Origin of the sequence: Niallia sp. NCCP-28, assembly GCF_023168165.1 — a bacterium.
Taxonomy (GTDB): domain Bacteria; phylum Bacillota; class Bacilli; order Bacillales; family Cytobacillaceae; genus Niallia.
Genome location: NZ_BQYJ01000018.1, coordinates 1 through 24,020, shown reverse-complemented (window position 1 = coordinate 24,020; position 24,020 = coordinate 1). Strand labels below are relative to the sequence as shown.

The following is a 24,020-nucleotide window of genomic DNA, read 5'->3' as shown; positions in this document are numbered from 1 at the left end:
CATCCCTTATATTTACTTCTTGTTTTTTGCTATAACTTTAGTCTATAGCACAGGGATAAAAAGTTCAATTTCATGTTTTGTAGGAAGAGTTCTAAAATATAAAGGAATACAAATTTATTTTGAAAGGGAGAAAAACATGATAAGAGAAGCAACTCCAAAAGACTTAAAGGATATTTTAAAAATCTATAATGATGCCATTCTTTATACTACTGCTGTATATACTTATAAACCCCAGACCCTTGAAAGCAGACACATCTGGTATGAGCAAAAGATGAGTGAAGGTTACCCAATATTGGTTTGTGAACTAGATAATAAAGTAGTTGGATTCGCAACGTTCGGTCCTTTTAGAGCATGGCCAGCTTATAAATATTCCATTGAACATTCTGTTTATGTAGATAAGGAATACAGAAAAAAGGAATTGCGACTTCTTTAATGAAAAATTTAATCGCCATTGCCAAAGAAAGAGAGTATATGACTTTAATTGCTGGGATTGATGCTGCAAATGATAAAAGCATTGCCATGCATAAAAACTTTGGCTTTGTTCATGCAGGCACAATAAAAAAAGCAGGCTTTAAGTTCAATAGATGGCTTGATTTAGCTTTTTATCAACTAGAACTTGTCGGTCCTAAAAATCCAAAAGAAGAATAAAAGAAAGTATATGACTAAATGGAATCAAGAGAAAATAGGTTATCTCTATACTTCCTCTTCCTACTTACTTTGGGGATTTCTAACTTTATACTGGAACGCATTAAATACAGTCTCCTCCATGGAAATATTGGCACACCGCATTTTATGGGGATATATCTTTGTTTCTATTCTTATGTTTTGTCAAAGTAAAAAGCGACTTGCTTTCTTTTCGCTGTTAAATGAATTTAAAATAAATTTCTTACAAATTTTTTATATCTTTCTTGCCGCCCTTGCAATAAGTTTAAATTGGCTCCTATTTATATGGGCGGTTAACTTCCATCATATTATCGAGGCAAGTTTAGGTCTCTATATTACGCCTATCGTTAGTATGATACTGAGTGTCCTTGTGCTTAAAGAAAGTGTAAGGAAAGGTACTCTTATAGCAATGATAATGTCCTTTTTAGGAGTGCTGGTTATTACTTGTGACTACGGAAAAATACCTTGGATTGCTATTTCATTAGCTGTTACTTCCAGTATTTATGGATTGCTGAAAAAGTATATCAGAGTTGATGCACTAGTCGGAATGTGTATGGAAACATTGATGGTCGCACCTTTTGCATTCGTTTTTTTATTGTTTTTACAACGGAGTAACAAAATATATTTTGGTTCAGACATTCATGTTACATTATTATTGATTGGTTCAGGTATTCTTACTGTTTTACCTCTGCTCTGGTTCACAGAAGGTTCTAAAAGAATTTCTTTAACCATAAATAGGATTTTTTCAGTATATTACCCCAACCATCCTCTTTCTTCGTGGGATATTTATGTTTGAAAATACTATTAGCTGGATTAATTGGATCTCCTTTAGTTTCATTTGGATATCCATTATTATTTTTTCTTATTCAACATACAAAGCTAAAATAAATAATAACGAATTACACGAAATTATTCTCTCCAAGTAACTAAAGCAAAAAAGCGATCTATTTTTAAATAAAAGATTGCTTTTTTGCTTTAGTGTTTTAGTGTCTTTCAATAAAAAATATAATTATACTAATAAAATTTAATGGTGGGCATATAAATTGGCAACAACCACCACTCATCTCCTTTACCTTGTTAATTTTAGGATACCTTTATCCTAGTTGTTGAAGAATGTAATCAGCTGTACGAATAGCCAAGGAAATAGTAGTGAGAGTGGGATTGGCTGCGCCAATGGAAGGTAGTACGCTATTGTCAGCTACATATAGACCTGGAATGCCATGAATTTGACCAAAACGGTTGGTTGCAGAGGTTAAAGGATCATCTCCCATACGACAGGTTCCGGACTCGTGATAATCATTTCCAGGAGGCATTAAAGAGATTGGAGGACTGTCTCCCTGCGAAATCAAGGATAATTTCATAGCCAAGGCAGCTTGAACCTTCGCTTGTGCCATTTGCTGGATGATCATATTGTCTGTTTCACTGTAGGAAAAGTTGACTTGAATCTTTGGTATACCATATTCATCACGCTCTGAAAAGTCTAGGTAAACACTATTTTCAAACCTGGACTCTACTTTACCGAAAGTGTTTATTGCAATTCTCAGTTCCTCTAAAAATGGTTTTTCTTCGAATTGCTGATAAGCATAGTGTTTTTCCGGTCCAAATATTTGAATTTGAAAAGGGGAATGTTTTGTTTGCGGGATATTTATAACTAAATTCCCCAATACTTCCTCTGAAAAATTTTTACGGCTTATTTTCCCTGTAGCTCGAAGAAGAGAATGATTCGTCAAATAATGGCCAATCGCTGGTCCTTGAATTCCCGAGTAAAGCAGAATTCGAGGTGTTTCTAATGCACTTGCTGATAATACGACTGTCTTTCCCCTAATAAAACAGGACTTTTTATCTGGAGAAATCACGTGGACTCCGGCCGCTTTTCCTTTATCGATTACTACTTGAACGACACGAGAATTGACAGCTAAATCAAAAGGCCTCCAATTCAAGGCGTAAGCTAAAAAATGGATGGAGCTGAAAAAAGCGTCGGAATTAATTTGTCCATATTGTATTCCTTTAAGATTAACGGCCATTGGTAAGTCTATTGCTTCCAGAAATCCATTTTTCTTAAGACGCTCTAGCATAGTGTTTTGCATAGATGATCCTTGGGCGAAAAATGGAGTGACATTCATTATTTTTTCTGCAATATTATAATAGAAGTTCATCTCCTTTGCTGTCACAGGCCACTTTTTCATTTCAAAAACAGGTATTCGAGGAGATGCCGCACTCCAGAACAAGGTTCTGCCTCCAAGAGCAAAAACCAGTGTTGCGTCTGGATATTCGGGCAACCGCCTCCCGAGATGTGTGGAGACTTTAGGGAAATACTCATTTAGTAAGCGATCAACATTCATTGTTGAGAGGTTTTGCCCATGCGTAGGCAACATTAGGTCCCCGGCTTCCAGAAGACCAATTCGTTTATCATTATTTTTCCACTGTTCACATAATCTCCATAGAGCCGCCCCACCTCCTGCCCCGCTGCCAACAATCAAAACATCATATTCTTTATTAGTCATTTGCTCTAACGGTGTAATCGGAATCCATTCGTTCTGATGTGATTGCATGGTCTCACTTCCCTTAGAATTTTTACATACTTATACATTTATATTATCTCTATCTTTTATTTATCCAGTGTTAAACATTTTTTTCCATAATAACCTTGGCTCTCAGATAGTTAATACAATTTTTATTCTTACTGACCCGCCCATTTTATTACATAAAATAACAAACTGTCTAATGACAATTTATCAGAGTGTAGACAAACCTCTTTTTCAAAAAGATTTTTGTAGAAAAAGGAGTTTTCTCCCATCTCAAACACCAGATATTGATTAGTTAAGAAGAATAAAAAATGGCTATTTCATTTAGCCGCTTATTTTGATTATTTATTTTTATTAATAGTTTGCTCCAATTAGTTGGAGAACCAATATGAGTGAATTCTATGCTATCTTCATATTCCAAAATAAGAGCTTCTAAAGCTGTAATAAATCTATTTCCTTCAATATTGATTGATAATCTTTGAATAATATATATTACGAATATTAGATAATGTTTGTAACCAGCTTTCCAGGTAAAGATAAGGGGCGTTATAATGTGTCTTAGCTATCTGTTTTTTTACGTCCTTATTTAAATTTCTATAAAACTTAGATGGAAATTCAACGGAACAAAAACTATATTTTAATAAAAGAGACATGTACTTTTCCCGAATATAAAAAAAGGAATGAATCGGACCTCCTGCCGCCTTCATTCCTTTTTAGCATCATTTATTAATTTGTTGTAGGTTTTCTTTGTGCACTTCCCTGCTTTTCAAGCTGGGTTACAGCCTCTTTGCTTGTATCGACACGTTTCACAAAAAATGCAAGAACGAGTGCGATAATATTAATCGCAAGTGCAATATAAAAGGAATATTGAATTCCTGCAAGCAAAGCTTTCTGTGACAATAATGCGGCAGACGATTGTGTCATCGTTGCAGGATCCACACCAGCCATTAGGCTTTCTGCCTGTGATTTTGTTACGGAATTCATGATTGTAACAAGAATAGCTGTACCGATTGAACCAGACACCTGCTGAGCTGTATTATTGACAGCTGTGCCATGTGGATTTAAGCGGGTTGGCAATTGGTTTAAGCCATTTGTCATAATCGGCATCATAACCATTGACATCCCAAACATACGTAGCGTATATATAAGAATGATATACGTATGAGTAGAATCAAGTTGTAGATGTGCCAGCATGTATGTGGACACAGCTGTGATTGCAAGCCCAATAATGGCGAGAACACGTGGACCGAACTTATCAAACAGCCTGCCGGTAATCGGCGACATAATTCCCATGATGATGGCTCCAGGAAGCATCATCAAGCCTGAATCAAGGGGTGAGATGCCTCGTACGTTTTGCACATATGCAGGTGTCAAAATCATTCCAGAGAACATTGCCACTGCATTTACGATAGCTATGACAGAGCCTAATGCAAACATTGGATATTTGTAAACACGCAGATCCAACAATGGCTCATCCATTTTTAATTGGCGGATGATAAATGCTGCCAATGCGATAGTACCAGCAATCAATGTGGTCAAGACGATTGGATCAGTCCAGCCATCTGAGCTTGCAGAACTGAATCCATAGAGCAATCCACCAAAACCGATGGAAGATAACACGACAGAGAAATAATCAAGTGTTGCATTTTTATTTTGCTTCATCACATTCTCAAGCTTCCAAATAGCCAACAGCAAGCTGATGGCAGCCAGTGGCAAAATCATTTCGAAAAGCAAACGCCAGTCATAATACTCGACGATATAGCCAGATAATGTCGGGCCGATTGCAGGTGCCGTAATCATGACCAGCCCGAAAATCCCCATTGCTGCACCACGCTTTTCACGGGAAAAGCTTACTAGCATGATGTTCATTAATAAAGGTCCCATCACAGAAGATCCTGCAGCCTGTATCATACGTCCTGCAAGCAATACGCCAAAGTTAGGGGCAAATGCAGCTAAAGCAGTACCTATCGTAAAAATAGCCATAGATACAATAAATAAGTTTCGGTTGGAAAAACGAGTCAATAAAAAGGCTGAGGCAGGAATCAATATACCACTAACAAGCATATAGCCTGTAGACAGCCACTGTACGGTTGAATAATCGTCAATTTTCAAATCCACCATGATTGATGGCAATGCTACATTCAAAAGCGAGTTATTCAAAAAGGAGACAAATGCTCCGACAAATAAAATCACAATCATCAAATATGGCGGTTTATTTTGTTTTAATGCTGAATCCATCTATTTTTATCTCCTTATATAGCATTTAATCTTTTTATTCTTTTAAAGGGTTATTTGCACAATTTTTTCTAATTGTGTTTCAGCAACTGGGGTCGCGTGCATATTTTTGCATTTATGTTTTGTTCTTGAAGCCTTTCGACAATTTTTTTTAAATGGATATTTACCTGTTTAATGGGCTTGAATTTATTCATTGGATTTCTTCCTTATAAAATCCTCTTTTAAGGAGATCCATTTGTTCGAGATAGTTTTTTAACGCTTCTTCACAGGAGAGGTCCTTCACAAACATTTGCACGAGGTTTTGAAAGGTAACTGCCGTTATAATTTTGATCATGTGATGCACTTCACTATCATCTTTTAGATTCAAGTTGCTCCTGTTTATCAATTTGACTGCGTTTTGGTAGTTACTCTTTTGTTTTTCCTCGAATACATTGCTTCCTAATGTATTCTCTAATTTATAGTTCATATTTAAAAATGCGTTCTTAAAGAAACTTTCATGCTTTCGATCTTTATGAATTTTCACCATAAACTGAAAGGACTCAATGAATGTCTCGAATAAATCTCCTTCTTTCTCCTTCATTATGGAAATGAACCTTTCATTATTTTTTTTCGAAAGTTCACTCAACAAATAAAAATATAAGTCCTCTTTGTCCTCAAAGTATTGATAAAAGCTCCCCCTTGGTATGCCCGCACTCTTGATGATATTTGCAATGGATGCCTCATGCAGAGGAACTCTGGAAAACTCTTCTTTAGCAGCTAGTATTAGTGTGTCTTGCTTATCTTGGGTTAAGTGAAAAAAAGTTTGTTTTGGCATAATTACACTCCTATTTTTACAAATGACACTGTGTCATATTCAGTTACAAAACTAATTATAAATGACACCGTGTCATAAGTCAACATCAACAAATGACACATTGTCATCTTTTGTTTATATGGTGCTCCAATTATTTCACCATCTTTATAATACTTTCAAACTATTTGTAGTAAATGGGATCCAGACAGCATTTCGGCAAAATTGTACGTTAAGGATATAAATGTTGATATAACTTGTAAAAAACAAATACTAGCCTTTTCCCGTAAAGACTAGTATTTGTATCTATATTATTTTGATTTTAAATGGTTTTGGTAATTTTTATTTCCGCCTGAAAGATTATATATGTCGGAAAAGCTCAGATTACGTAATATATTTTGGGCTGCATTCCCCGTTACTCCACCATTACAATACGTAACAGTTGGCAGTTTAGGATTTAACTCTTTAGCCTTCGTTCTTATATCCCCCAATGGAATATTGATAGCACCTTCTACTTTAGAAAAATTATATTGTTTTGGAGATCGAGTATCAATAACTTGAATAGCCTCTCCTTTTACAAGGCGTTCCTCTAACTCTTGTGGTGTGATTAATTTATTTTTCTTTTCTATTGCATTCTGCAAGGCCATCCCTGTATACATAACGGGGTCTTTCGTGGTACTAAATGGAGGTGCATAAGCAAGATCTAAATGAAATAAGTCCTCTACTTTCGCTTTAAAAGTTATGGCTGTTACAAAAACATCTATACGCTTATCTATTCCTTCTTCTCCAACAATCTGCACCCCTAAAAGTCTCCCTGATTCTTTATCTGCAATAGCTTTTATTACTATGTCTTTCCCGCCAAGGTATTCTGCTCTTGAAGGTTTAACATTATGTAGTACTTCTATATTATATCCTTCTTCTATTGCTTCCTTTTCATTTAATCCTGTTTGACCAACAGCCAAGTCAAAAACTCTTACTATACCAGTTCCCAAAATACCTCGATGTTCTAATGAGCCACCAGTTATCACATCACCAGCAATTCTTCCCATCTTGTTAGCTGTAGAACCTAATGGACGATATATTGGTTTACCTGTTATAGCCGAATAACTTTCTGCAACATCTCCAACTGCATATATATCAGTCAAGTTTGTTTGCATTTTATGATTGACTGCAATTGCTCCTGTTTCCCCAATAGTTATGCCGATTTCCTTAGCTAGTGGTGCATTAGGGCGAACTCCTGTAGATAAAATCACCATATCGGATGCTATTACTTTTCCAGACTTTGTTTGTACTTCCTCCTTGCTTATTATCGTTACTTCTTCATTTAATAAAAGAGTTACTCCTTTTTTAACCAAATGTTCTTCTACACGGAAAGCCATATCTTTATCAAAATGAGGCATGACATGATTGCTGCGCTGAACTATTGTAACATCCAATCCTCTATGGGTAAGCTGTTCTGCCATTTCTAATCCAATAGAGCCAGCACCTATAATCGTTGCCTTTTTAGGCTGGTTCTCTTTTATAAACTGATCAATCGCTGCAGTATTTTGTATGGTTCTTACTTGAAAAACATGTTCTTCATCAACACCAGAAATATTTGGCTTTATGGGAGTAGCTCCTGTTGCAAATACAAGTATGTCATACATGTCTTCTTTTACTTCATTTGTATCTAGATTTTTCACTATAACTCGTTTTTGTTTTGTATCGATTTGACTTACTTCATGACGCGTAAAAATATCCACATTATAACGTTTTTTAAACCAAGCTGCACTTCTTGGAGTTAGTGTTTCTAATGCCTCTACTTCTCCTCCAAGAAAGTATGGAATACCACAAATCGAATAAGATATATCAGAATCTGCGTTATAAAGTGTAATTTCTGCCTTTTCATCGTTCCTACGTGCTTTTGCTGCTACGGATGTTCCTGCTGCTACAGATCCTATTATAATTACTTTCATTATTTTATCCTCCAAAATTAATATCATATTGCACTGTATATTTAACAATTTCACTTTCTTTTATGAAAGAATCGAAAGCCATAAATATAAACCGATTAAAGTAATCAAAAGAGTTGGAATAGTTAAGATGATACCCGTTTTGAAATAAGTACCCCATGATATTTTTACACCTTTTTGGGATAAAACATGGAGCCATAACAAAGTAGCTAATGAACCAATCGGTGTAATCTTAGGACCTAAATCAGCTCCAATAACATTTGCATAAATTAACCCTTCTTTTATTATCCCGGTAGCATTTGTATCTGCAATTGCTAAAGCATCAATAAGTACAGTTGGCATATTGTTCATAATGGAAGAAATAATAGCAGCGATGAATCCCATTCCTAGGGTTGCAACAAATAATCCTTGATCTGCAGATGCTTGGATAACATTTGAAAGCAGGTCTGTCAAACCAACGTTACGTAATCCATAAATTACGACATACATTCCAATAGAGAAAAATACAATTGTCCATGGAGCACCCTTTATTATTTTCTTAATAGATACAACAGAGCTTCTTCGTGCAAATACTAAAAAAATAATCGCGATTACACCAGCGATGAGTGAGACTGGAATAGAAAGAAATTCGCTCACGAAATAACCCGCAAGTAATACAGTCAAAATCACCCAAGATAAACGAAACATTTTCAAATCTTTGATTGCATCTTGTGGCATTTTTAATTGGTTTAAATCATATACCTTTGGAATTCTCTTACGGAAATATAGGTACAACACCAGGATACTTGCCAATAAAGAGAAAATATTTGGTACGATCATTCGGGAAGCATATTCTAAAAATCCGATATCAAAGAAATCAGCCGAGACAATGTTAACTAAATTACTTACAACTAAAGGTAAAGATGTAGTATCAGCAATAAAACCACTTGCTATGATAAATGGAAAAACCATTTTCTCTTCTAAATTCAATGCTCTAACCATTGCTAGAACGATTGGTGTTAAAATTAGTGCCGCCCCATCGTTTGCAAAAAGAGCTGCCACAATAGCACCTAGTAAGGAAATATAAACAAACATTTTCATTCCATTACCACCAGCGACTCTGGCCATATGTAGAGCTGCCCATTCAAAAAATCCAACTTCATCTAATATTAGTGAAATAATAATAATTGCGACGAATGCTAGTGTAGCATTCCAAACAATCCCTGTTACGTCAACGACATCATTGAAATCAACTATACCTACAAGAAGTGCTAATATTGCTCCGCCACATGCTGACCAACCAATTGAAAGATTTTTAGGCTGCCAAATTACTAATGATAACGTTAATAAAAAAATAATTATTGCTAATACCGTTTGCAACAAAACAAATAACCTCCATTAATTACATGAAATGCTTACTCCTTTTTCTTGAGAAAAATACTCACTTTTTTGATTAAGAGAATTAACAACCCATGCTTTCTTCACAACTCCAGTGTCTCTCATTTTACGTAGATGCTGGCTAATAGGCAGTTAAAGATTTCAACAAATTCACAAGCACAACAATCCTGATCAAATAATAAATTTATCATGGACAATCTTGTTTTATCCCCTAGCAGTTTAGGTATATTAGCTGTTTCTGCTAAAGAAAACTCTCTTGCCATTTACCTTATCTACACAATCTATTTAATAGATAGATATATAATTATATACTTATATAAAGAGCGAAATATCGACTAACTATAAGCACTATTCTCCTAAAAAATCTGTATTATACATGTTTTAATAACCATGTAAACGATTTTATTTTATTAATCATATAATTATATACTAGCTAGTACAAAAAGTAATGTCAAACCATTAAATTTCGAATCTAATCACAGGATATTCTTAATCCTTTTTCTTCTAACCAGATGAACTTGTCTTCTTGCTTCGGTACATATTTTAAGACCTCTTTAACCATTGGAAAATGTTTATTATCCTGATCCAGTGAATAGATAATCCATTGGCCTCTTCTTTGTTCTTTAACCAATCCAGCATCTTTTAATTTTCTCAAATGTTGGCTGATTGCAGGTTGAGACATGTGGAAAACATCTACAAATTCACAAACACAGCATTCATTTATTAATAACATTCCTATCATGGATAGTCTTGTTTTATCACCTAATAATTTTAATATATTTGCGGTTGCTTCTAATTGTTCATTAGACATATAAACCATCCATTTCCTTAACGTAGTTATTTACTTCATATATATAATAAGGTGGATATCGATTTCATGCAAGAGGATAAAAAATAAGGACTATTTGAACTTTTATTCTCTATCGGACACTCCAAGGTCGACACGGCATGGCACTTGAACAAATTATTAAAAACTATGATAGGCCTTTTCGAGTAGAGGATCTTGCAGAGATTTCAAATATGAGCGTTTCTTCCCTTCACAGGCACTTCAAAGATGTTACCGCGATAAGCCCGATTCAGTTTCAAAAACAGCTAAGATTGCAAGAAGCTCGTCGCTTATTATTATCTGAGTCAACGGACGCTTCAAATATCGCTTTTCAAGTAGGTTGCGAAAGTCCATCACAATTTAGTCGGGAGTATTCTCGAATCTTTGGTTTCCCACCAATAGAAGATATAAAGCGGCTTCGAGCAATAAAAGGATGAAATAAAAGATTCTCGATTTATCCGCCCATTCAGCATTCAGTGCCTTTATAAATAGTACTTAAGATTAAACTTGTAGTAGGTACATACAAAAAAACTAGCTATCTTTTGGTAGCTAGTTTTTCTTTGGAAAATCATCTAGTTGTTTTGGATTTATTTTTTAGCGCTTCAATTTTAGTCAAACATATCCCTTTTTAGCATTATATTTTTCATCTATTCGTAATATCCAGTACAGCAGAATAAAAGATATAATCCCCCTATTTTTAACATACGGAGATTTGCTCTCAGACGAAATGAAATTCTTTTTAGCGTATAATCATTTTCTTTTAGAAGTCTCTAGTAAAATCTCATTATCACCAAAAAATCAAGTTTTCCTCCCGTTATCCCTTTCTCTATTAAATTCTCACATTCACATAATAATTGAGATTTTATGAAAAATTATATAAGTGTTTTGATCATAATAAAGTCTATTTGTTCCTCATCACCCATATAAAAAGAATGGGCTCCCGTTTGAACAAACCCCTGTTTCTTATAAAAGGCAATAGCATTTTCATTTTTCTCCCATACGCCTAGCCAAATTTTCTTTTTATTACTTTCTAGCGCAATTTCCAGCGCTTTATTTAGCAAATACTTCCCAAGTCCGTGTTTTTGGAATTTAGTCTTTATATAAATCCTCTCGATTTCAAGTGATTCATCACCCATTTTTTCAGACTGAGCATCATTAATATTGACCTTTAAATATCCAGCGATTTCCTTATTAAAATAAACAAAAAAGAATTGCGAAGAAACATGGGATAATTCCTTTTCTAATTGTTTTAAGGCAAATGCCCTTTCTAAATAAGCATTCATATTTTCGGGTGAATTCTGATGCTTAAATGTCTCATTAAATGTTTCACAACTAATTTCTTGAAGTTTGCGTGAATCTTCCAGAGTACACTTTTTTATTGTCATTTTAATTTTGTCGCTCCTTTATATAATCAATAATTTCTTTTGTTTCCCTTTTTTACAAATTTCCAGTGTTTTTCTATACCTTTTCTTACTCTTTAAACAATATTTATTGAAAATGGTTTCTGCCTCTCTTTCAAAAAATCCCTCTAATGAAACAATATTGAATAATCATTTTCTCTTTTTATAAAAGATAAATATTTTTCCTTTCTCTATGGGAAAGAGTTTTATAATTTTTTGTTATGTTTATCTTCTTTCTTTTCAATAAAGCCATTCATTTCAAGTTTTTTGTAGCACGAGCTGCTGTTGTTCGTTCTACTTTTATCATCTCAGCTAACTGCTTTTGAATGATTCCTGGTTTTCCATAGATCCGTACAAGGTACAAATATTGCCCTTTTGTAAAGTCATATTCCAACTTCACGAAGAAATTCCTTTATGATTAACTTCTTAACACGCATTTTTGTTGTAAATACAACAAAAATGATATATATTAAATCTAACTTAGTTTTATTGTATTTGCAACAAAAAATACTGATAAAGAGGACGATTAGAGTGAAATATGTTTTTTATGTATTAGGAATTTTGATATTAACCCTTGGTATTTCTTTCACTATACAATCAGACCTTGGAACTTCACCTTTTGACGCACTTTTGGTAGGACTATCCATAAATGTGGGGCTTACTGTGGGAAGTTGGGAAATAATAATAGCTTTAATATTGATATGTTGTAATTCTCTTTTAAAAAAACAAAGACCAGAAGTTTTGGGATTGTTAACAGCATTTATCACAGGTATTAGTATTGATATGTGGCTTTTTTTATTGCACCATTTGATAACACCTGAACTTTGGTACAGCAAAGTTGTTTGTTTTGGAATCGGCTTAGTTGTTATAGGATTAGGAACGGCAACATATTTACACACAAATTTTGCTCCGATTCCAGTTGATCGATTAACATTAATCTTACAAGAATTAACTAGAACAAATATATTTTTTTCCAGAACATTTATTTACCTCCTATTCTTGATAATGGCTATTATTTCAAATGGACCAATTGGCGTTGGAACTTTATTAACCGTTTGTTTAGGTGGTCTAATACTGAATTACTTTATGCCATTTACCGAAAAAGTATTAGACCCCATATTAACACCCTCTAGTACACCACCAACCTATGATAAAGATAAAAAACATTCCATATAGAATACGTTTTATTTTTCTTGTTCAACTGCCCCGTTACGTTAGTGGAGTAATAAAAAAGACGATGCCTTTTAAAGCATCGTTCCCCCTTTTTTCAGGATATCCAAAATTAACATTTCTCTTCAATAAAATCCGATTTAGCAGGCATCAATCTACTTATCATAAATCTTTCACAACAGCTTCTTTTAATATTTTTAACCCCATTTCTAATTCCTCTGTATTTTTGACTGACGTAAGAGAAATGCGAATATATGCTTGGCTGTCTTCTTTTTTTACCGAAAATCGATCAGAATGATATACATGGACCCCCTTTTCTATTGCATTCTTTTCAAAATAAAAAGAATCATACTTTTTTTCTATTGGCAGCCAACGAAAAAAACTTAAAGGATTTTCATTTTTATTTACCTCGAAGTAATTTTTATAAATAGCATTCCTTTCTTCTGCTATTTGTTTCTTTTTTCGTATAATATCAAATGCTGAACCAGAATTGATTAACTCCGTAATAATTTCAGCATTAAGTGAGGAAGTTTTTATATTGATATTATAGATACCGTGTTTAATTTTTTCTGCAAATCTCTCTGCATAAGCAATGAATCCGACTCTTAATCCCGAACTAAGTGATTTAGAAATGCTGAGGCTATAAACATAATGATCAGGAACATAATGAGAAACGGGTAAATAATGCTCAGGGGCTAAAAAGGAAAAAATATCATCCTCTACCAAAATTAAGTTATAGGAGTTTATTACATATGCTATTTGTTCTCTACGCTCCATGCTCATTGTTATTGCAGTTGGATTACTGCAGGAAGGCACTAGGTAAATACCTTGAATTCCGCTTGCTTTGCAAACCATCTCTAATACCTCTGCGGACATGCCAAAAATATCTGATTCGATAGGAATTAGACTAATATTTAGCATACTTGCCAATTCTATAAAATTTGGGTAGGTGTACTTATCAACTGCAATCTTGTCTCCTGGATTAAATAAAGACATTAAAATAAGAGATAAGGAATTTTGTCCACCAGAAGTAATGGAGATATTCTCAATTTTTTCATCCATATTAAAATGATTCATCCATTGCTTTGCAGCCATCCTATGATATGGCATACCTAGTGGATTACTGTAATCCAAAAGTTTCTCCAAATAATCTTTACGTACAATATTTTTTATTGTCTCAGCAACTACATCATTACAAGTGTCTAAAGGTTCAACGATCCCCATCTCTATAATGGGGCTGTTTTCATCCCTTTCTGCCTTCGTAATGGCAAATTCAGCTCCAGATGCAACGAAAGTTCCCCTTCCCGTAACTGCATAAATTAACCCTTTCATCTCACAAATCTTAAATGCTCTAGTTATAGTACTTAGGTTAACATCCAAGAAATCTGCTAATTCTCTTTGAGGTGGAAGTTTAGTGTCAGGCTTTAAATAGCCATTAATAATATCATATTCGAGAAAACTAGCAATGGAACGATAAAAGGGTGTACGGAGTTTACTTCGTTCCGGCTTCCATGACATATAATAATTTTCAAATGAATTTACAGGCATAAAAAGCTCCCCCTAAAAATTGTCTTGCATACAATTTTATCGTTGATTGCATACAATCCCCATGATAAGTTAATGTTTATAAATATTCAAATTTATTTAGGAGGTACATACAATGAAATGTTATTTCGTAGATGCCTTTGCTGAAAAAGTATTTGAAGGAAATCCAGCTGCTGTTTGTGTTTTAGAAAATTGGCCATCTGATAACTTAATGCAATTAATAGCAAAAGAAAACAACTTATCTGAAACTGCTTTTGCTGTAAGAGATGGAGATAAATATCATTTAAGATGGTTTACCCCTGGAGGAGAAATTGATCTTTGTGGACATGCCACACTGGCAACTGCTTTTGTTTTAGCGAACTTTTATACTGAATCAGAAAACCAATTTGTCTTTAAAACTCTAAGTGGAGACCTAACGGTAGTAAAAAAAGGAGATTTGTATGAGATGGATTTTCCTAGCAGGATGCCAGTTAAAATAGACATTACAGATGAGATGATAGGCGCACTTGGGGTTACTCCAGTTGAGGCATACTTAGGAAGAGATCTTATGTTTATTTTAGAAAAAGAAAGTGAAGTACTTTATGCAAATCCTAATTTTCCCGCACTAAAAGAACTAAATGAAGGTTTAGGTGTAATATTGACAGCTAAAAGCAAACAGTTTGATTTTGTTTCAAGAGCTTTTTTCCCAAAACTAAATGTCAATGAAGATCCAGTATGTGGTTCTGCACATTGCCAGCTCATCCCCTACTGGTCCGAACAATTCAACAAAAAGGAAATGGTTGCAAGACAGCTCTCAGAACGAGGGGGAACTTTGTATTGTCAGCTAGATGATGAAAGAGTCAGTATTAGTGGCTATGCTACCTTATATTCTATAGCAGAACTGCAATTAAATAGAATTTTATGATGAATATAGAAAAAAATCTTGCTAAATTAGGATACATATTACCTATCAGCTCAACTCCAAAAGTCGTGTATGTCCCGGTCAAACAAAAAGGAAATTTGCTTTTTGTTGCTGGCCAATGACCTTTTTTAGCGTTTTAAGTTGTATTGATACCTTTAATAACGCAGATATCCACTTAAGTCCCGTTTCATTGGTTTGTTTATTATACGCAAGTACTTTTGCCTCTTTTCTTGCTTATCTAGCATTAGGTTTATTATCAACTATTTCATTCATTGTTTTTTCTATTATGATTGGTATTGTTTTATACGTAATTGTTTTAAAGAGAAATAGGGACACTTAAAGCAATTGGAGTATTGAGAATATAAATAAAAAAAGAGAGTTTCCTTTGTGGGAACTCTCCTTTTTCTTTAAGAAACTTCATCTTCTAGTCAATCAATCTTGTATAAGAATTTAATTGAGTGATTCTCTGGATCTCTCATTTTTAGAAATGGTGCTTCTTTATCTTCCAATCGATACACTTCATTAATGAGCGGCTTTACATCAATGGTTCCATCTTTGATATATTGCAGTGCAGCTTTCCATTCAAATCCAGGGAATGGTGCTGAGTAAGACATCCAGGATCCTGTTATTTCAATTTCTCCTCTAAGGATTCTTTCAAATACTTTTGGAGGGAACACAACATCTTTTGTAGCAGTCCCAACATAGACCACTTTCCCCAGCTTTTCAACAATCTCAATGCTTTGAACCTGTGTCTGAGAAACACCAGCTGTTTCAATCACTACTTCTGGTTTCGGATGCTTGGTGAAGTATTCATTTAAATCTACCTGCAGTGAATTGATAGTGTAAGAGGCACCAAGTTCTTGAGCTATTTGTAATTTTTCATTATTAATATCAATAACAGTCACATCACCTGCGCCACGTGCTTTTAAAGCCAGTAAAGTCATAATGCCAATTGTTCCAGCTCCAAAAACAACTACATTTGCGCCTGCATTGAATTGGATTCTTTCAATACCATGGATTGCCACTGTAAGGGGTTCAATTAAAGCTGCTTCTTCATTACTTACTTCTTCTGGCAGAACTAGGATGTTTTTTTCGTCCACTGCTATATATTCTGCCATAGCTCCCTGCTGCCGTGAGCCGACAAAGCTGTAATGCTCACATAATGCTGGTTTTCCCCGGTCACAGTTTTCACATTTACCACAAGGTATTAATGGAGCAATTGCCACACGGTCGCCTTCTTTGACTTTTTGAACCAGATTTCCAACCTGCTCCACCACCCCTGAAAATTCGTGACCTAGTACAATAGGATAACTATGCACTTTTCCTTCAAAATATCGAGCCAGATCTGATCCGCACACACCTACATAAGATACTTTTACTAATACTTGTCGTTCAAAAATAGCTGGTTTTTGAATCTTTTTTACAGTGAAGGTTTCTTTATTGTCCAGTACGAGCGCTTTCATTTACTGTCTCCTCCATTATTGTTACTTCTTCAGCATAAATTTTATTTCGTTTGAATTGAACATACGTAAAAATTACGCTAAATACATAAATAGAACCGATAATAATTAATGGAATTAAATTCTGAGGGTGAAGCAATTCTGTTAAAATAAATGAAATTGGGCTTCCTCCCTGATCAAGAGATGTAACTTGGCCACTTTTGATTGTACCGGTTTGCCTTGCCAAATCTGTATGCACACCAATCATCATATTTGCAATCCATATGGAAATCCCCATAATAACCGCGCCTGAAATAATCGTTCTAAATAAGTTACCTTTATGCACTCCGACAGCCATTGAAACAAAGAAGCCGATGGTTGCTAAATCTCCAAATGGAAGTACTTGATTTCCAGGGATAAGTACGGCAATCAATAATGTTAATGGGACAAAAATTAAACTAGCTGCTACTACTTGTGAATTTCCTAATAATAGTGCAGGATCAAGACCAATATAATAGTTCTGTCCTTGAAAACGCTTGTCAAGCATCTCACGTGCAGCCTCTGCAATTGGCAATAGTCCTTCCATAATAAATTTTACAACATTTGGCATTAATACCATTACGGCAGACATTTGAATAGCAAGCTGTAACACGTCGGATAATGGATAGCCTGCAAGAAAACCAATTACAAGGCCAAGAAATGCTCCAATAATAACCGGCTCGCCAATTACACCAAAACGCTCTTCAATTTTTGTTGAATTAAAATTGATTTTTCGGATACCTGGAATTTTATCAAGGATTGCATCAATCACCACCGCAAACGGCGCTGACCAGGCACCTGATCCATGGGGAACAGCAATGCCTTCTAATCCAAAGTGCTTATCAACTGTTGGAGCGAACCAATCGCCCAGTTTGTAAATAAAAGCGGAATGTACCACCACACCAACAATACCCAGCCAAAAGCTACCTGTTGCCGTACTCACGATAGCACCTGTAAACGTCATATGCCAAATATTCCAAATGTCTACGTTTACAACTCTTGTCATTTTAAAAATAAGCATTAAAATGTTTACAAGAATAGCTACTGGAATGGCTACTGTTCCAACACTTGAGGCCCAAGCCATTGGAGAAGCCCCTGGCCATCCAACGTCTACAACAGAGAGCCCAAGATTAAAACGATCCGCCATATCTTGAGCAGCTGGACCCAGATTATCTGTCAGCAAGCTAATAACAAGGCCGATTCCTACAAACCCCACTCCAATAGTAATACCCGCACGGAGTGATTTTCCGATTCCTTGACGCAATAGCAAACCAATGATAAAAATAACGAGTGGAAGCATAACTGCTGGTCCAAGTCCAAGAATGTATTCTAAAATTGCCATCTCGCCAACCCCTTATAACCGAATGTTATTAATTATTTCAATACATCTAAAATTTGTTGTTTTGTTTTATCCATACCTATTCCAGAAATAAACGCTACTCCATGAATAACAGGAACCCCGTAATCACGATCTACTTTAGCTGTAGTAACAATTAAATCCGCTCCAGAAGCTTTAGATCCGAGTTCACTTACACGGCACTGAGATACATCTGCTGGAATATTTTTTTCTTTTAAAAGGTCTCGAATCTTATTCGCTGCCACCGTTGACGTTGCTACTGCTCCACCACATGCTACAAGTACTTTTTTCATTTTACTTCCTCCTCTAATTGGATAGTTAAGTTGTTGTTTAATAATTCATAGGCTGCATCTTTGCTTTCAAGTGACATAATCTTCTCGATAAAATTTGCATTCTGAATGAGTTCAATAATCTTTTGGAGTGCCTGAAGATGCTGATTGCCTTCCGAACATCCCAGTAAAAATACGATTTTGACATCGATTTCTTCTCCATCGCCACCCATAACTCCAAATTTCACTGGATTTTCAAGAACCAAGAGACCAATTTTACTTTCTTTTACAAAACTTGCATCTGTATGCGGCAAGGCAATACCCACTGTTTCAGTTGGAATACCTGTTGCAAAGTTTAATTCCCTGTCAAGCAAACCCTCTATATAGTTCGCATTTGCATAACCCTTGTCAATCATCGTTTGACCGAGTTCCTTAAAAACATCTGAATAGTGCTGTGCATTTGAATGTAGAACAATTAAATCTTTATCAAGCAAATTACTCATCAAGTTCACTTCCTTCTGTTTGAACAGTAATAACTCTTCTATTTCTCTCTCTTAATTGATTTAATATTTCTTGATCCGTATTTTCATCGGTAATTAACACATCTACTTCTTCAATAGAAGCAACCTGGTTCATCGCCACCGTATTGAATTTAGAATAATCAGCCATCAAAATAGTTTTCTGACTATGAATCATCATCAGACGGGATACCTCTGATTCACCCATATGAACATTCGTATAGCCTGCCTCAATATTTATTGCACTTATTCCAAAAAAACCTTTTTCTACATATATTCTTTCAATACTTCTGTAAGCAACTGGACCAAATAAAGATTTTTCATTCTTCCTAACATTGCCACCGATAATAATAACTTCACATTCCGAGTAATCAATTAGCTCATTGGCTATAGGCAGAGAGTTGGTGACTACGGTTAAATCCTTTTTGTCTAAAATTTCACGAACAAAAACCAAAGCAGTAGTCCCATAGTCAATGTATATTGTATCACCATCTTCTACAAATTCTGCAGCTCGCTTAGCAATACTCCTTTTTTCAGCTTCATTAGTGCTTTTACGATTGATATATTTTGTTTCTACGTTTGCTTTATTTAAAACAGCTCCACCATGAACTTTACGAACCATCCCCCTTTCTTCCAGTTCATACAAATCTTTTCGGATAGTCTCTCTTGTTACATTTAAATCCTTGCTAATATCAGAAATTTTAATTGTCCGAAACTTTTGCAGCTGTTTCATTATTTCACTTTGGCGATCATTTGGAAGCATCTTCTCACCTCCACGGCTTTTACTGTAATCGCTTACCTATGACTATAAGACATAAAACTAAAAAATGCAAACTATTTTTTTGGCTTTATTTTTAAAAAAGCAAAAAATTACTTTGCGTTTTTTTGCATATCAGATTATTATGAGAGCAGAAGTTACAGAAATGAGAGGTGATCAATCATGATTCATGTTGTGTGCCCAAATCCAGCGCTTGACCGTACCGTTTTTTTGAAAAAGTTTGAAATAAATGGTGTGAGCAGAGCACAATTTTCAAAAGATCTGCTTGGGGGGAAAGGATTTAATGTCATTCGCTCCTATCTGATAAAAGAAAAAAAATCATCGTATCTTATCCATACATTTCTTGGAGGATATACAGGCCAATTTTTGCAAACGCTTATTCAAAAAGAAAAAGTGGATAGTATTGTGACAGAAATTAACGGTACTACTCGAATTTGCTCCATTGTTGTAGATGAGCATCAAAAACATGCTCATTTAATCAATGAAAGTGGCCCGAGTATTGGTAAGTCAGAAGCAGGTCTTTTTTTGAAGCGTTTACTCACTTCAGTAAATGCTGGTGATTTTGTTTTATTTTCTGGTTCTTTACCTGAAGGATTAGACCAAAATTTTTACGCTAAAACAATTGCGATTTTAGAAGCACGAGGCGCTAAATGTGTTCTAGACAGTAGTGGTCCATCGTTAGCTATGGGTATTCAAGCAAACCCCTGGCTTATAAAAGTAAATGAGTTGGAATTTTTTGAATTAATCGGGCAGCTTCCAGAAAAAGCTGATGCTAATTCAGTTGAAAAAGCTTTAAGAGAGCTTGATAGTTCCTCTAACTTTATTGTCACTCTTGGAGGAAAAGGAACCCTTGCAAAGTTTGAAAATGCTGTTTACAAGGTAGCTCTTCCAAAAATTGAAGTAAAAAATGCAACAGCTTCAGGGGATATTTTTTTAGGCGGTCTAACGAAGAGCCTGCATAATGGCGAATCAATTGAAAAAGCTTTACAAACTGCAAGTCTCTATTCTTTATCCAACTGTCTGTATTGGTATCCAAATATAGAACTATCAGATGTCGAATATTACGAATCTCAAATAAAAGTAACCAAATTAGGAGGACTTATCAATGAAACTATCACCGGGTAAACAAAAAGGATTAGAATTAATCTCAGATGAAAATAATATTATCCTGGCTACTGCTATGGATCAGCGTGGTTCCCTTGGAAAAATGATTCAGTCGTACAATAATTCTCTTTCCTATACTGAAGGATTGAGCCAATTTAAAGAAGGTGTCAGCGAGGTTCTTGGCAACCATTCTTCTTCTCTTCTATTGGATCCCGAATATGGATGGAGTGCTGCTAAAAAACTAAATACTGATATTGGCTTAATTATGGCCTATGAAAAAACAGGGTATGATGCCTCTGAAAAAGGTCGCTTGCCAAATCTAGTAGATGACTATGCAGTTCAAGATTTAGTAAAAGAAGGAGCAAGTGCACTAAAGCTGCTTGTTTATTATGATCACAATGAAGAGGAACAATATAATAGCATCAAAAAGGCATTTATCAAGCGTGTTGGAGATGAGTGTAAACAGAACGACCTTCTTTTCATTTTAGAGCCTGTTTCTTATAGTGCTTCAGGGTTGTCTGAAAAAAGCCCAGAGTTTGCCAAAATAAAACCAGAAATTGTTGATTATTTCATGACGGAATTTTCAAAAGAAGAGTATGGTATTGATCTTTTAAAAGTCGAAGTACCTGTTTCCATTTACAATATCGAAGGATATGATCAATACAGCAACTACCAGCCAGTTTTCACTAAAGAAGAAGCCTCCCAGCATTACAAAAACTGTTCGGATAAAAGTCGCCTGCCATTCATTTATCTCAGCGGCGGAGTAACAAATGAGCAATTTATTGATACTTTGCATTTTGCCAAAAACGCAAAATCGGAGTTCTGTGGTATTTTATGTGGACGTGCAACATGGAAAGATGGTATCGAAACATTTGCTAAAGAAGGAAAAACATCTTATTATCAATGGCTTGAAACAAAAGGAATTGATAATTTAAACAAAGTAAAAGAAGCTGTTTCAGCAACCGCTACACCATGGAGTATATTTGTTAAATAAGAAAGAGAAGGTTTTTTAATGATTTACTTAAATTAGAGTAAAATAAAAATGGCCGAAATCAATTAATCATTGATTTCGGCCATTTTTTCTATATAGCTTTTATTCATTTATCTCATCTTCAGGTATAACAGTGATGACTTTCACGTTTTTTTCATTCAATTGCTCTAATAAATTCGAATCAGCTTTGTCGTCAGTAATGAGCACATCTACTTCTTCAATGGGTGCTACTTGATTCATCGATACCGTATTGAATTTAGAATAATCCGCCATAACAATATTTTTTTGGCAATGTTCCAGCATAAGTCTTGATACTTCGGACTCTCCCATATGTACATTTGTAAAACCAGCCTTAATATCAACACCACCGATTCCAAAAAAACCCTTATCTACATATAATTTTTCAATTACTCTATAAGCAATTGGCCCGAATAATGATTTTTCATTTTTTCTAACATTACCACCAATAATAATCACTTCGAAGTCTGAATAGTCAATAACCTCATTAGCAATAGGCAATGAATTAGTAATAATGGTCAAATCTTTTTTGCTTAAAATTTCACGAGTGAAAAGTAAAGCTGTTGTCCCATAGTCTATATAAAGGGTGTCTCCATTTTCTACAAACTCAGATGCTCGCTTTACAATACTTCTTTTTTCATTTTCATTCGTATTTTTACGATTAATATAGCTCGTTTCTAAATTTGCTTTATTTAAAATCGCACCACCATGGACTTTACGAACTAGTCCTTTTTCCTCCATTTCATATAAATCTTTTCGGATTGTTTCTCTTGTTACATTTAACTCTTTGCTGAGTTCTGAAATTTTAACTGTCTTAAATTCATGTAGTTGTTTCATGATCTCACTTTGTCTATCTTGCGGAAGCATTTCTCCACCTCCAGGCTTTTACTAATTCATTATTTATAATTATAGAGTAAATGGAGCAAAAAAGTGATATACAGTAAATTTTTAAAATTATTTTTAGTTTTATTCATTTGTCCTTAAAATATTAGGCCCTTTATAATAAATTATTTTCACTCTAGTTAACAAATCTATTGTTATAAGAAAGATCCCTTAAATTATAAGGACTCTTTCAATAATATTTCTTTAAAAGACTTAATTTTATCTTGTAGCAGATCATTTCCTTTAATATTTTTATGCTGAAATTTAATAACTTTAAAACTAGGTATTCTAAAAGTTATTTTTCTAGCCAATATGAAGAAAATATAGCTTTTTCATAAGTTACCACCTGAACAGTGTAACCGCCAAGGAGAATGGGCTTTATATATTAGTCAATTTATTGTAGGCATTTCTAACATCTTTATTGCTGTTTCCTTGCAAAATATTCTTGGAAATATATCTTCTAATAGTAATCGTGATTCTTATTTCAGTATGTTTATGACTATCGCCAGCGCCTCATTACTTCATATTTGTTTTGCATAATGAAAGTAAATAAAAAAACAGATTCTAATGAAAGAATCTGTTTGGTATTTTACTATTAAGCTTTTTGAACGTTAGCAGCTTGAGCGCCACGAGCACCTTGCTCAACATCAAAAGTTACTTTTTGACCTTCGTCTAATGATTTGAATCCTTCACTTTGGATAGCAGAGAAGTGTACGAATACGTCGTCTCCATTTTCACGCTCGATAAATCCGAAACCTTTTTCTGCATTAAACCATTTAACTGTACCTTGTTCCATTTTTGTTGCCTCCTAGTGCATTATACGCACAATGTATTACTATCCTTGCCCAAAAGTGATCATCAAGACGAAAAGTCAAACTTCTACTATCCTTTACACCGAACAAAAATAATTCTTCTTTATTATAACAGAAATTTAAAGGAGATACAAACTATATATTACGACAGTGCTTTAACCAATCTATCTGGCTATGTAAATCTCCCTAGCATATTAGGTCTTGGAATATAAAATTAAGATCAATGTGCTGTTTTTCTATTCCCATGAGGAATGTACAATTAAGAAGGAAACAGCTCGCCTTCCATTGCTTGAATAACAACTGCAAAAGAAATTCTACTAACGACAAACAATGCTGATAAACCTTGCATTTCTATAGATCTGGTAACTTTTACATAATAAAAAGCCCTTAGGATCAAAAAACCTAAGAACTTTTTATTGTACGGTTATA

22 protein-coding genes and 3 pseudogenes are annotated in these 24,020 nt (G+C 34.6%); 7 read left to right on the top strand and 18 right to left on the bottom strand.

The features are described 5' to 3' along the window. The first annotated feature begins 136 nt into the window (after positions 1-136). Both NCCP28_RS22595 and rarD read left to right on the top strand, forming a co-directional pair. Positions 137-648, top strand: a pseudogene (locus tag NCCP28_RS22595) (N-acetyltransferase family protein). A gap of 10 nt (positions 649-658) precedes the next feature. Then, positions 659-1,459 carry an EamA family transporter RarD gene (rarD, locus tag NCCP28_RS22590; protein WP_248563414.1) on the top strand — a complete coding sequence of 267 codons (801 nt, stop codon included), beginning with the start codon at positions 659-661 and terminating at the stop codon, positions 1,457-1,459. A gap of 298 nt (positions 1,460-1,757) precedes the next feature. On the opposite strand, the gene NCCP28_RS22585 is transcribed toward rarD, so the two are convergent. The 8 genes from NCCP28_RS22585 to NCCP28_RS22555 all read right to left on the bottom strand — a co-directional run bounded on the left by NCCP28_RS22585 (position 1,758) and on the right by NCCP28_RS22555 (position 10,353). Next, entirely contained in the window at positions 1,758-3,215 is a 1,458-nt protein-coding gene (locus NCCP28_RS22585; RefSeq protein WP_248563413.1) for a GMC oxidoreductase, read from the bottom strand. Positions 3,216-3,483: 268 nt separating this feature from the next. After that, positions 3,484-3,609, bottom strand: a complete 126-nt coding sequence (locus tag NCCP28_RS23695) for a hypothetical protein (RefSeq protein ID WP_282579602.1) — start codon at positions 3,607-3,609, stop codon at positions 3,484-3,486. A 37-nt stretch (positions 3,610-3,646) separates the two neighbouring features. Continuing rightward, a complete protein-coding gene (locus NCCP28_RS23935; protein WP_375709446.1) occupies positions 3,647-3,841 on the bottom strand; it encodes an Abi family protein in 195 nt (64 codons plus the stop codon). Positions 3,842-3,914: 73 nt separating this feature from the next. After that, the gene (locus NCCP28_RS22580; RefSeq protein WP_248563412.1) at positions 3,915-5,426 is read right to left on the bottom strand and encodes a DHA2 family efflux MFS transporter permease subunit; all 1,512 of its coding nucleotides are present in this window, start codon (positions 5,424-5,426) and stop codon (positions 3,915-3,917) included. A gap of 187 nt (positions 5,427-5,613) precedes the next feature. Continuing rightward, complete coding sequence (locus NCCP28_RS22575; protein WP_248563411.1) at positions 5,614-6,237, bottom strand: TetR/AcrR family transcriptional regulator; 624 nt, start codon at positions 6,235-6,237, stop codon at positions 5,614-5,616. A gap of 287 nt (positions 6,238-6,524) precedes the next feature. Next, positions 6,525-8,168: an FAD-dependent oxidoreductase gene (locus NCCP28_RS22570; protein ID WP_248563410.1), complete on the bottom strand. Its 1,644-nt coding sequence runs from the start codon at positions 8,166-8,168 to the stop codon at positions 6,525-6,527. A 60-nt stretch (positions 8,169-8,228) separates the two neighbouring features. Beyond that, positions 8,229-9,527, bottom strand: coding sequence for an arsenic transporter (locus tag NCCP28_RS22565; protein WP_248563409.1), 1,299 nt, complete (start codon positions 9,525-9,527; stop codon positions 8,229-8,231). 487 nt (positions 9,528-10,014) lie between these two features. Next, entirely contained in the window at positions 10,015-10,353 is a 339-nt protein-coding gene (locus NCCP28_RS22555) for an ArsR/SmtB family transcription factor (RefSeq protein ID WP_248563408.1), read from the bottom strand. Between the two features lie 104 nt (positions 10,354-10,457). Here NCCP28_RS22555 and NCCP28_RS22550 point away from each other — a divergent pair. Next, a pseudogene (locus tag NCCP28_RS22550) lies at positions 10,458-10,805 on the top strand (helix-turn-helix domain-containing protein); the annotation flags it as partial. A 435-nt stretch (positions 10,806-11,240) separates the two neighbouring features. On the opposite strand, the gene paiA reads toward NCCP28_RS22550, so the two are convergent. Both paiA and NCCP28_RS22540 read right to left on the bottom strand, forming a co-directional pair. Then, positions 11,241-11,759 (bottom strand): spermidine/spermine N(1)-acetyltransferase, encoded by a 519-nt coding sequence (gene paiA / locus NCCP28_RS22545; protein WP_248563426.1) that lies wholly within the window; start codon positions 11,757-11,759, stop codon positions 11,241-11,243. Between the two features lie 20 nt (positions 11,760-11,779). Continuing rightward, a pseudogene (locus tag NCCP28_RS22540) lies at positions 11,780-12,168 on the bottom strand (MarR family transcriptional regulator). A gap of 131 nt (positions 12,169-12,299) precedes the next feature. Here NCCP28_RS22540 and NCCP28_RS22535 point away from each other — a divergent pair. Next, on the top strand, positions 12,300-12,944 hold the full coding sequence (locus NCCP28_RS22535; protein WP_248563407.1) for a YczE/YyaS/YitT family protein: 645 nt from the start codon (positions 12,300-12,302) through the stop codon (positions 12,942-12,944). Positions 12,945-13,100: 156 nt separating this feature from the next. On the opposite strand, the gene NCCP28_RS22530 is transcribed toward NCCP28_RS22535, so the two are convergent. Next, positions 13,101-14,486: an aminotransferase-like domain-containing protein gene (locus NCCP28_RS22530; protein WP_248563406.1), complete on the bottom strand. Its 1,386-nt coding sequence runs from the start codon at positions 14,484-14,486 to the stop codon at positions 13,101-13,103. Between the two features lie 112 nt (positions 14,487-14,598). Between NCCP28_RS22530 and NCCP28_RS22525 the strand changes: the two genes are divergently transcribed. After that, entirely contained in the window at positions 14,599-15,387 is a 789-nt protein-coding gene (locus NCCP28_RS22525; protein ID WP_248563405.1) for a PhzF family phenazine biosynthesis protein, read from the top strand. Positions 15,388-15,812: 425 nt separating this feature from the next. Here the strand turns inward: NCCP28_RS22525 and NCCP28_RS22520 are convergent, their stop codons facing one another. The 5 genes from NCCP28_RS22520 to NCCP28_RS22500 are packed head-to-tail and all read right to left on the bottom strand — an operon-like array spanning position 15,813 to position 19,769. After that, on the bottom strand, positions 15,813-16,847 hold the full coding sequence (locus NCCP28_RS22520; RefSeq protein WP_248563404.1) for a galactitol-1-phosphate 5-dehydrogenase: 1,035 nt from the start codon (positions 16,845-16,847) through the stop codon (positions 15,813-15,815). Then, positions 16,822-18,204: a PTS galactitol transporter subunit IIC gene (locus NCCP28_RS22515; protein WP_248563403.1), complete on the bottom strand. Its 1,383-nt coding sequence runs from the start codon at positions 18,202-18,204 to the stop codon at positions 16,822-16,824. The genes NCCP28_RS22520 and NCCP28_RS22515 overlap by 26 nt, the downstream gene beginning before the upstream one ends. Before the next feature lie 32 nt (positions 18,205-18,236). Next, complete coding sequence (gene gatB, locus NCCP28_RS22510) at positions 18,237-18,512, bottom strand: PTS galactitol transporter subunit IIB (RefSeq protein ID WP_248563402.1); 276 nt, start codon at positions 18,510-18,512, stop codon at positions 18,237-18,239. Then, positions 18,509-18,991, bottom strand: a complete 483-nt coding sequence (locus tag NCCP28_RS22505; RefSeq protein WP_248563401.1) for a PTS sugar transporter subunit IIA — start codon at positions 18,989-18,991, stop codon at positions 18,509-18,511. The genes gatB and NCCP28_RS22505 overlap by 4 nt, the downstream gene beginning before the upstream one ends. Then, on the bottom strand, positions 18,984-19,769 hold the full coding sequence (locus tag NCCP28_RS22500; protein WP_248563400.1) for a DeoR/GlpR family DNA-binding transcription regulator: 786 nt from the start codon (positions 19,767-19,769) through the stop codon (positions 18,984-18,986). The genes NCCP28_RS22505 and NCCP28_RS22500 overlap by 8 nt, the downstream gene beginning before the upstream one ends. A gap of 177 nt (positions 19,770-19,946) precedes the next feature. On the opposite strand from NCCP28_RS22500, the gene NCCP28_RS22495 reads away from it, so the two are divergent. Beyond that, entirely contained in the window at positions 19,947-20,909 is a 963-nt protein-coding gene (locus NCCP28_RS22495) for a 1-phosphofructokinase family hexose kinase (RefSeq protein WP_248563399.1), read from the top strand. Beyond that, the gene (locus NCCP28_RS22490; RefSeq protein WP_248563398.1) at positions 20,890-21,882 is read left to right on the top strand and encodes a tagatose 1,6-diphosphate aldolase; all 993 of its coding nucleotides are present in this window, start codon (positions 20,890-20,892) and stop codon (positions 21,880-21,882) included. The genes NCCP28_RS22495 and NCCP28_RS22490 overlap by 20 nt, the downstream gene beginning before the upstream one ends. 99 nt (positions 21,883-21,981) lie before the next feature. Here NCCP28_RS22490 and NCCP28_RS22485 read toward each other — a convergent pair whose 3' ends face one another. Then, positions 21,982-22,764, bottom strand: a complete 783-nt coding sequence (locus tag NCCP28_RS22485) for a DeoR/GlpR family DNA-binding transcription regulator (protein WP_248563397.1) — start codon at positions 22,762-22,764, stop codon at positions 21,982-21,984. 610 nt (positions 22,765-23,374) lie between these two features. After that, complete coding sequence (cspC, locus tag NCCP28_RS22480; RefSeq protein ID WP_010331195.1) at positions 23,375-23,575, bottom strand: cold shock protein CspC; 201 nt, start codon at positions 23,573-23,575, stop codon at positions 23,375-23,377. Positions 23,576-24,020 lie beyond the last annotated feature (445 nt).

Bases quoted from the DNA above. Each gene is read 5' to 3' on its own strand.
- rarD (WP_248563414.1), top strand. From the start codon at position 659: ATGACTAAATGGAATCAAGAGAAAATAGGTTATCTCTATACTTCCTCT.
- NCCP28_RS22585 (WP_248563413.1), bottom strand. From the start codon at position 3,215: ATGCAATCACATCAGAACGAATGGATTCCGATTACACCGTTAGAGCAA.
- NCCP28_RS23935 (WP_375709446.1), bottom strand. From the start codon at position 3,841: ATGTCTCTTTTATTAAAATATAGTTTTTGTTCCGTTGAATTTCCATCT.
- NCCP28_RS22580 (WP_248563412.1), bottom strand. From the start codon at position 5,426: ATGGATTCAGCATTAAAACAAAATAAACCGCCATATTTGATGATTGTG.
- NCCP28_RS22575 (WP_248563411.1), bottom strand. From the start codon at position 6,237: ATGCCAAAACAAACTTTTTTTCACTTAACCCAAGATAAGCAAGACACA.
- NCCP28_RS22570 (WP_248563410.1), bottom strand. From the start codon at position 8,168: ATGAAAGTAATTATAATAGGATCTGTAGCAGCAGGAACATCCGTAGCA.
- NCCP28_RS22555 (WP_248563408.1), bottom strand. From the start codon at position 10,353: ATGTCTAATGAACAATTAGAAGCAACCGCAAATATATTAAAATTATTA.
- NCCP28_RS22530 (WP_248563406.1), bottom strand. From the start codon at position 14,486: ATGCCTGTAAATTCATTTGAAAATTATTATATGTCATGGAAGCCGGAA.
- NCCP28_RS22525 (WP_248563405.1), top strand. From the start codon at position 14,599: ATGAAATGTTATTTCGTAGATGCCTTTGCTGAAAAAGTATTTGAAGGA.
- NCCP28_RS22520 (WP_248563404.1), bottom strand. From the start codon at position 16,847: ATGAAAGCGCTCGTACTGGACAATAAAGAAACCTTCACTGTAAAAAAG.
- NCCP28_RS22515 (WP_248563403.1), bottom strand. From the start codon at position 18,204: ATGGCAATTTTAGAATACATTCTTGGACTTGGACCAGCAGTTATGCTT.
- gatB (WP_248563402.1), bottom strand. From the start codon at position 18,512: ATGAAAAAAGTACTTGTAGCATGTGGTGGAGCAGTAGCAACGTCAACG.
- NCCP28_RS22505 (WP_248563401.1), bottom strand. From the start codon at position 18,991: ATGAGTAATTTGCTTGATAAAGATTTAATTGTTCTACATTCAAATGCA.
- NCCP28_RS22500 (WP_248563400.1), bottom strand. From the start codon at position 19,769: ATGCTTCCAAATGATCGCCAAAGTGAAATAATGAAACAGCTGCAAAAG.
- NCCP28_RS22495 (WP_248563399.1), top strand. From the start codon at position 19,947: ATGATTCATGTTGTGTGCCCAAATCCAGCGCTTGACCGTACCGTTTTT.
- NCCP28_RS22490 (WP_248563398.1), top strand. From the start codon at position 20,890: ATGAAACTATCACCGGGTAAACAAAAAGGATTAGAATTAATCTCAGAT.
- NCCP28_RS22485 (WP_248563397.1), bottom strand. From the start codon at position 22,764: ATGCTTCCGCAAGATAGACAAAGTGAGATCATGAAACAACTACATGAA.
- cspC (WP_010331195.1), bottom strand. From the start codon at position 23,575: ATGGAACAAGGTACAGTTAAATGGTTTAATGCAGAAAAAGGTTTCGGA.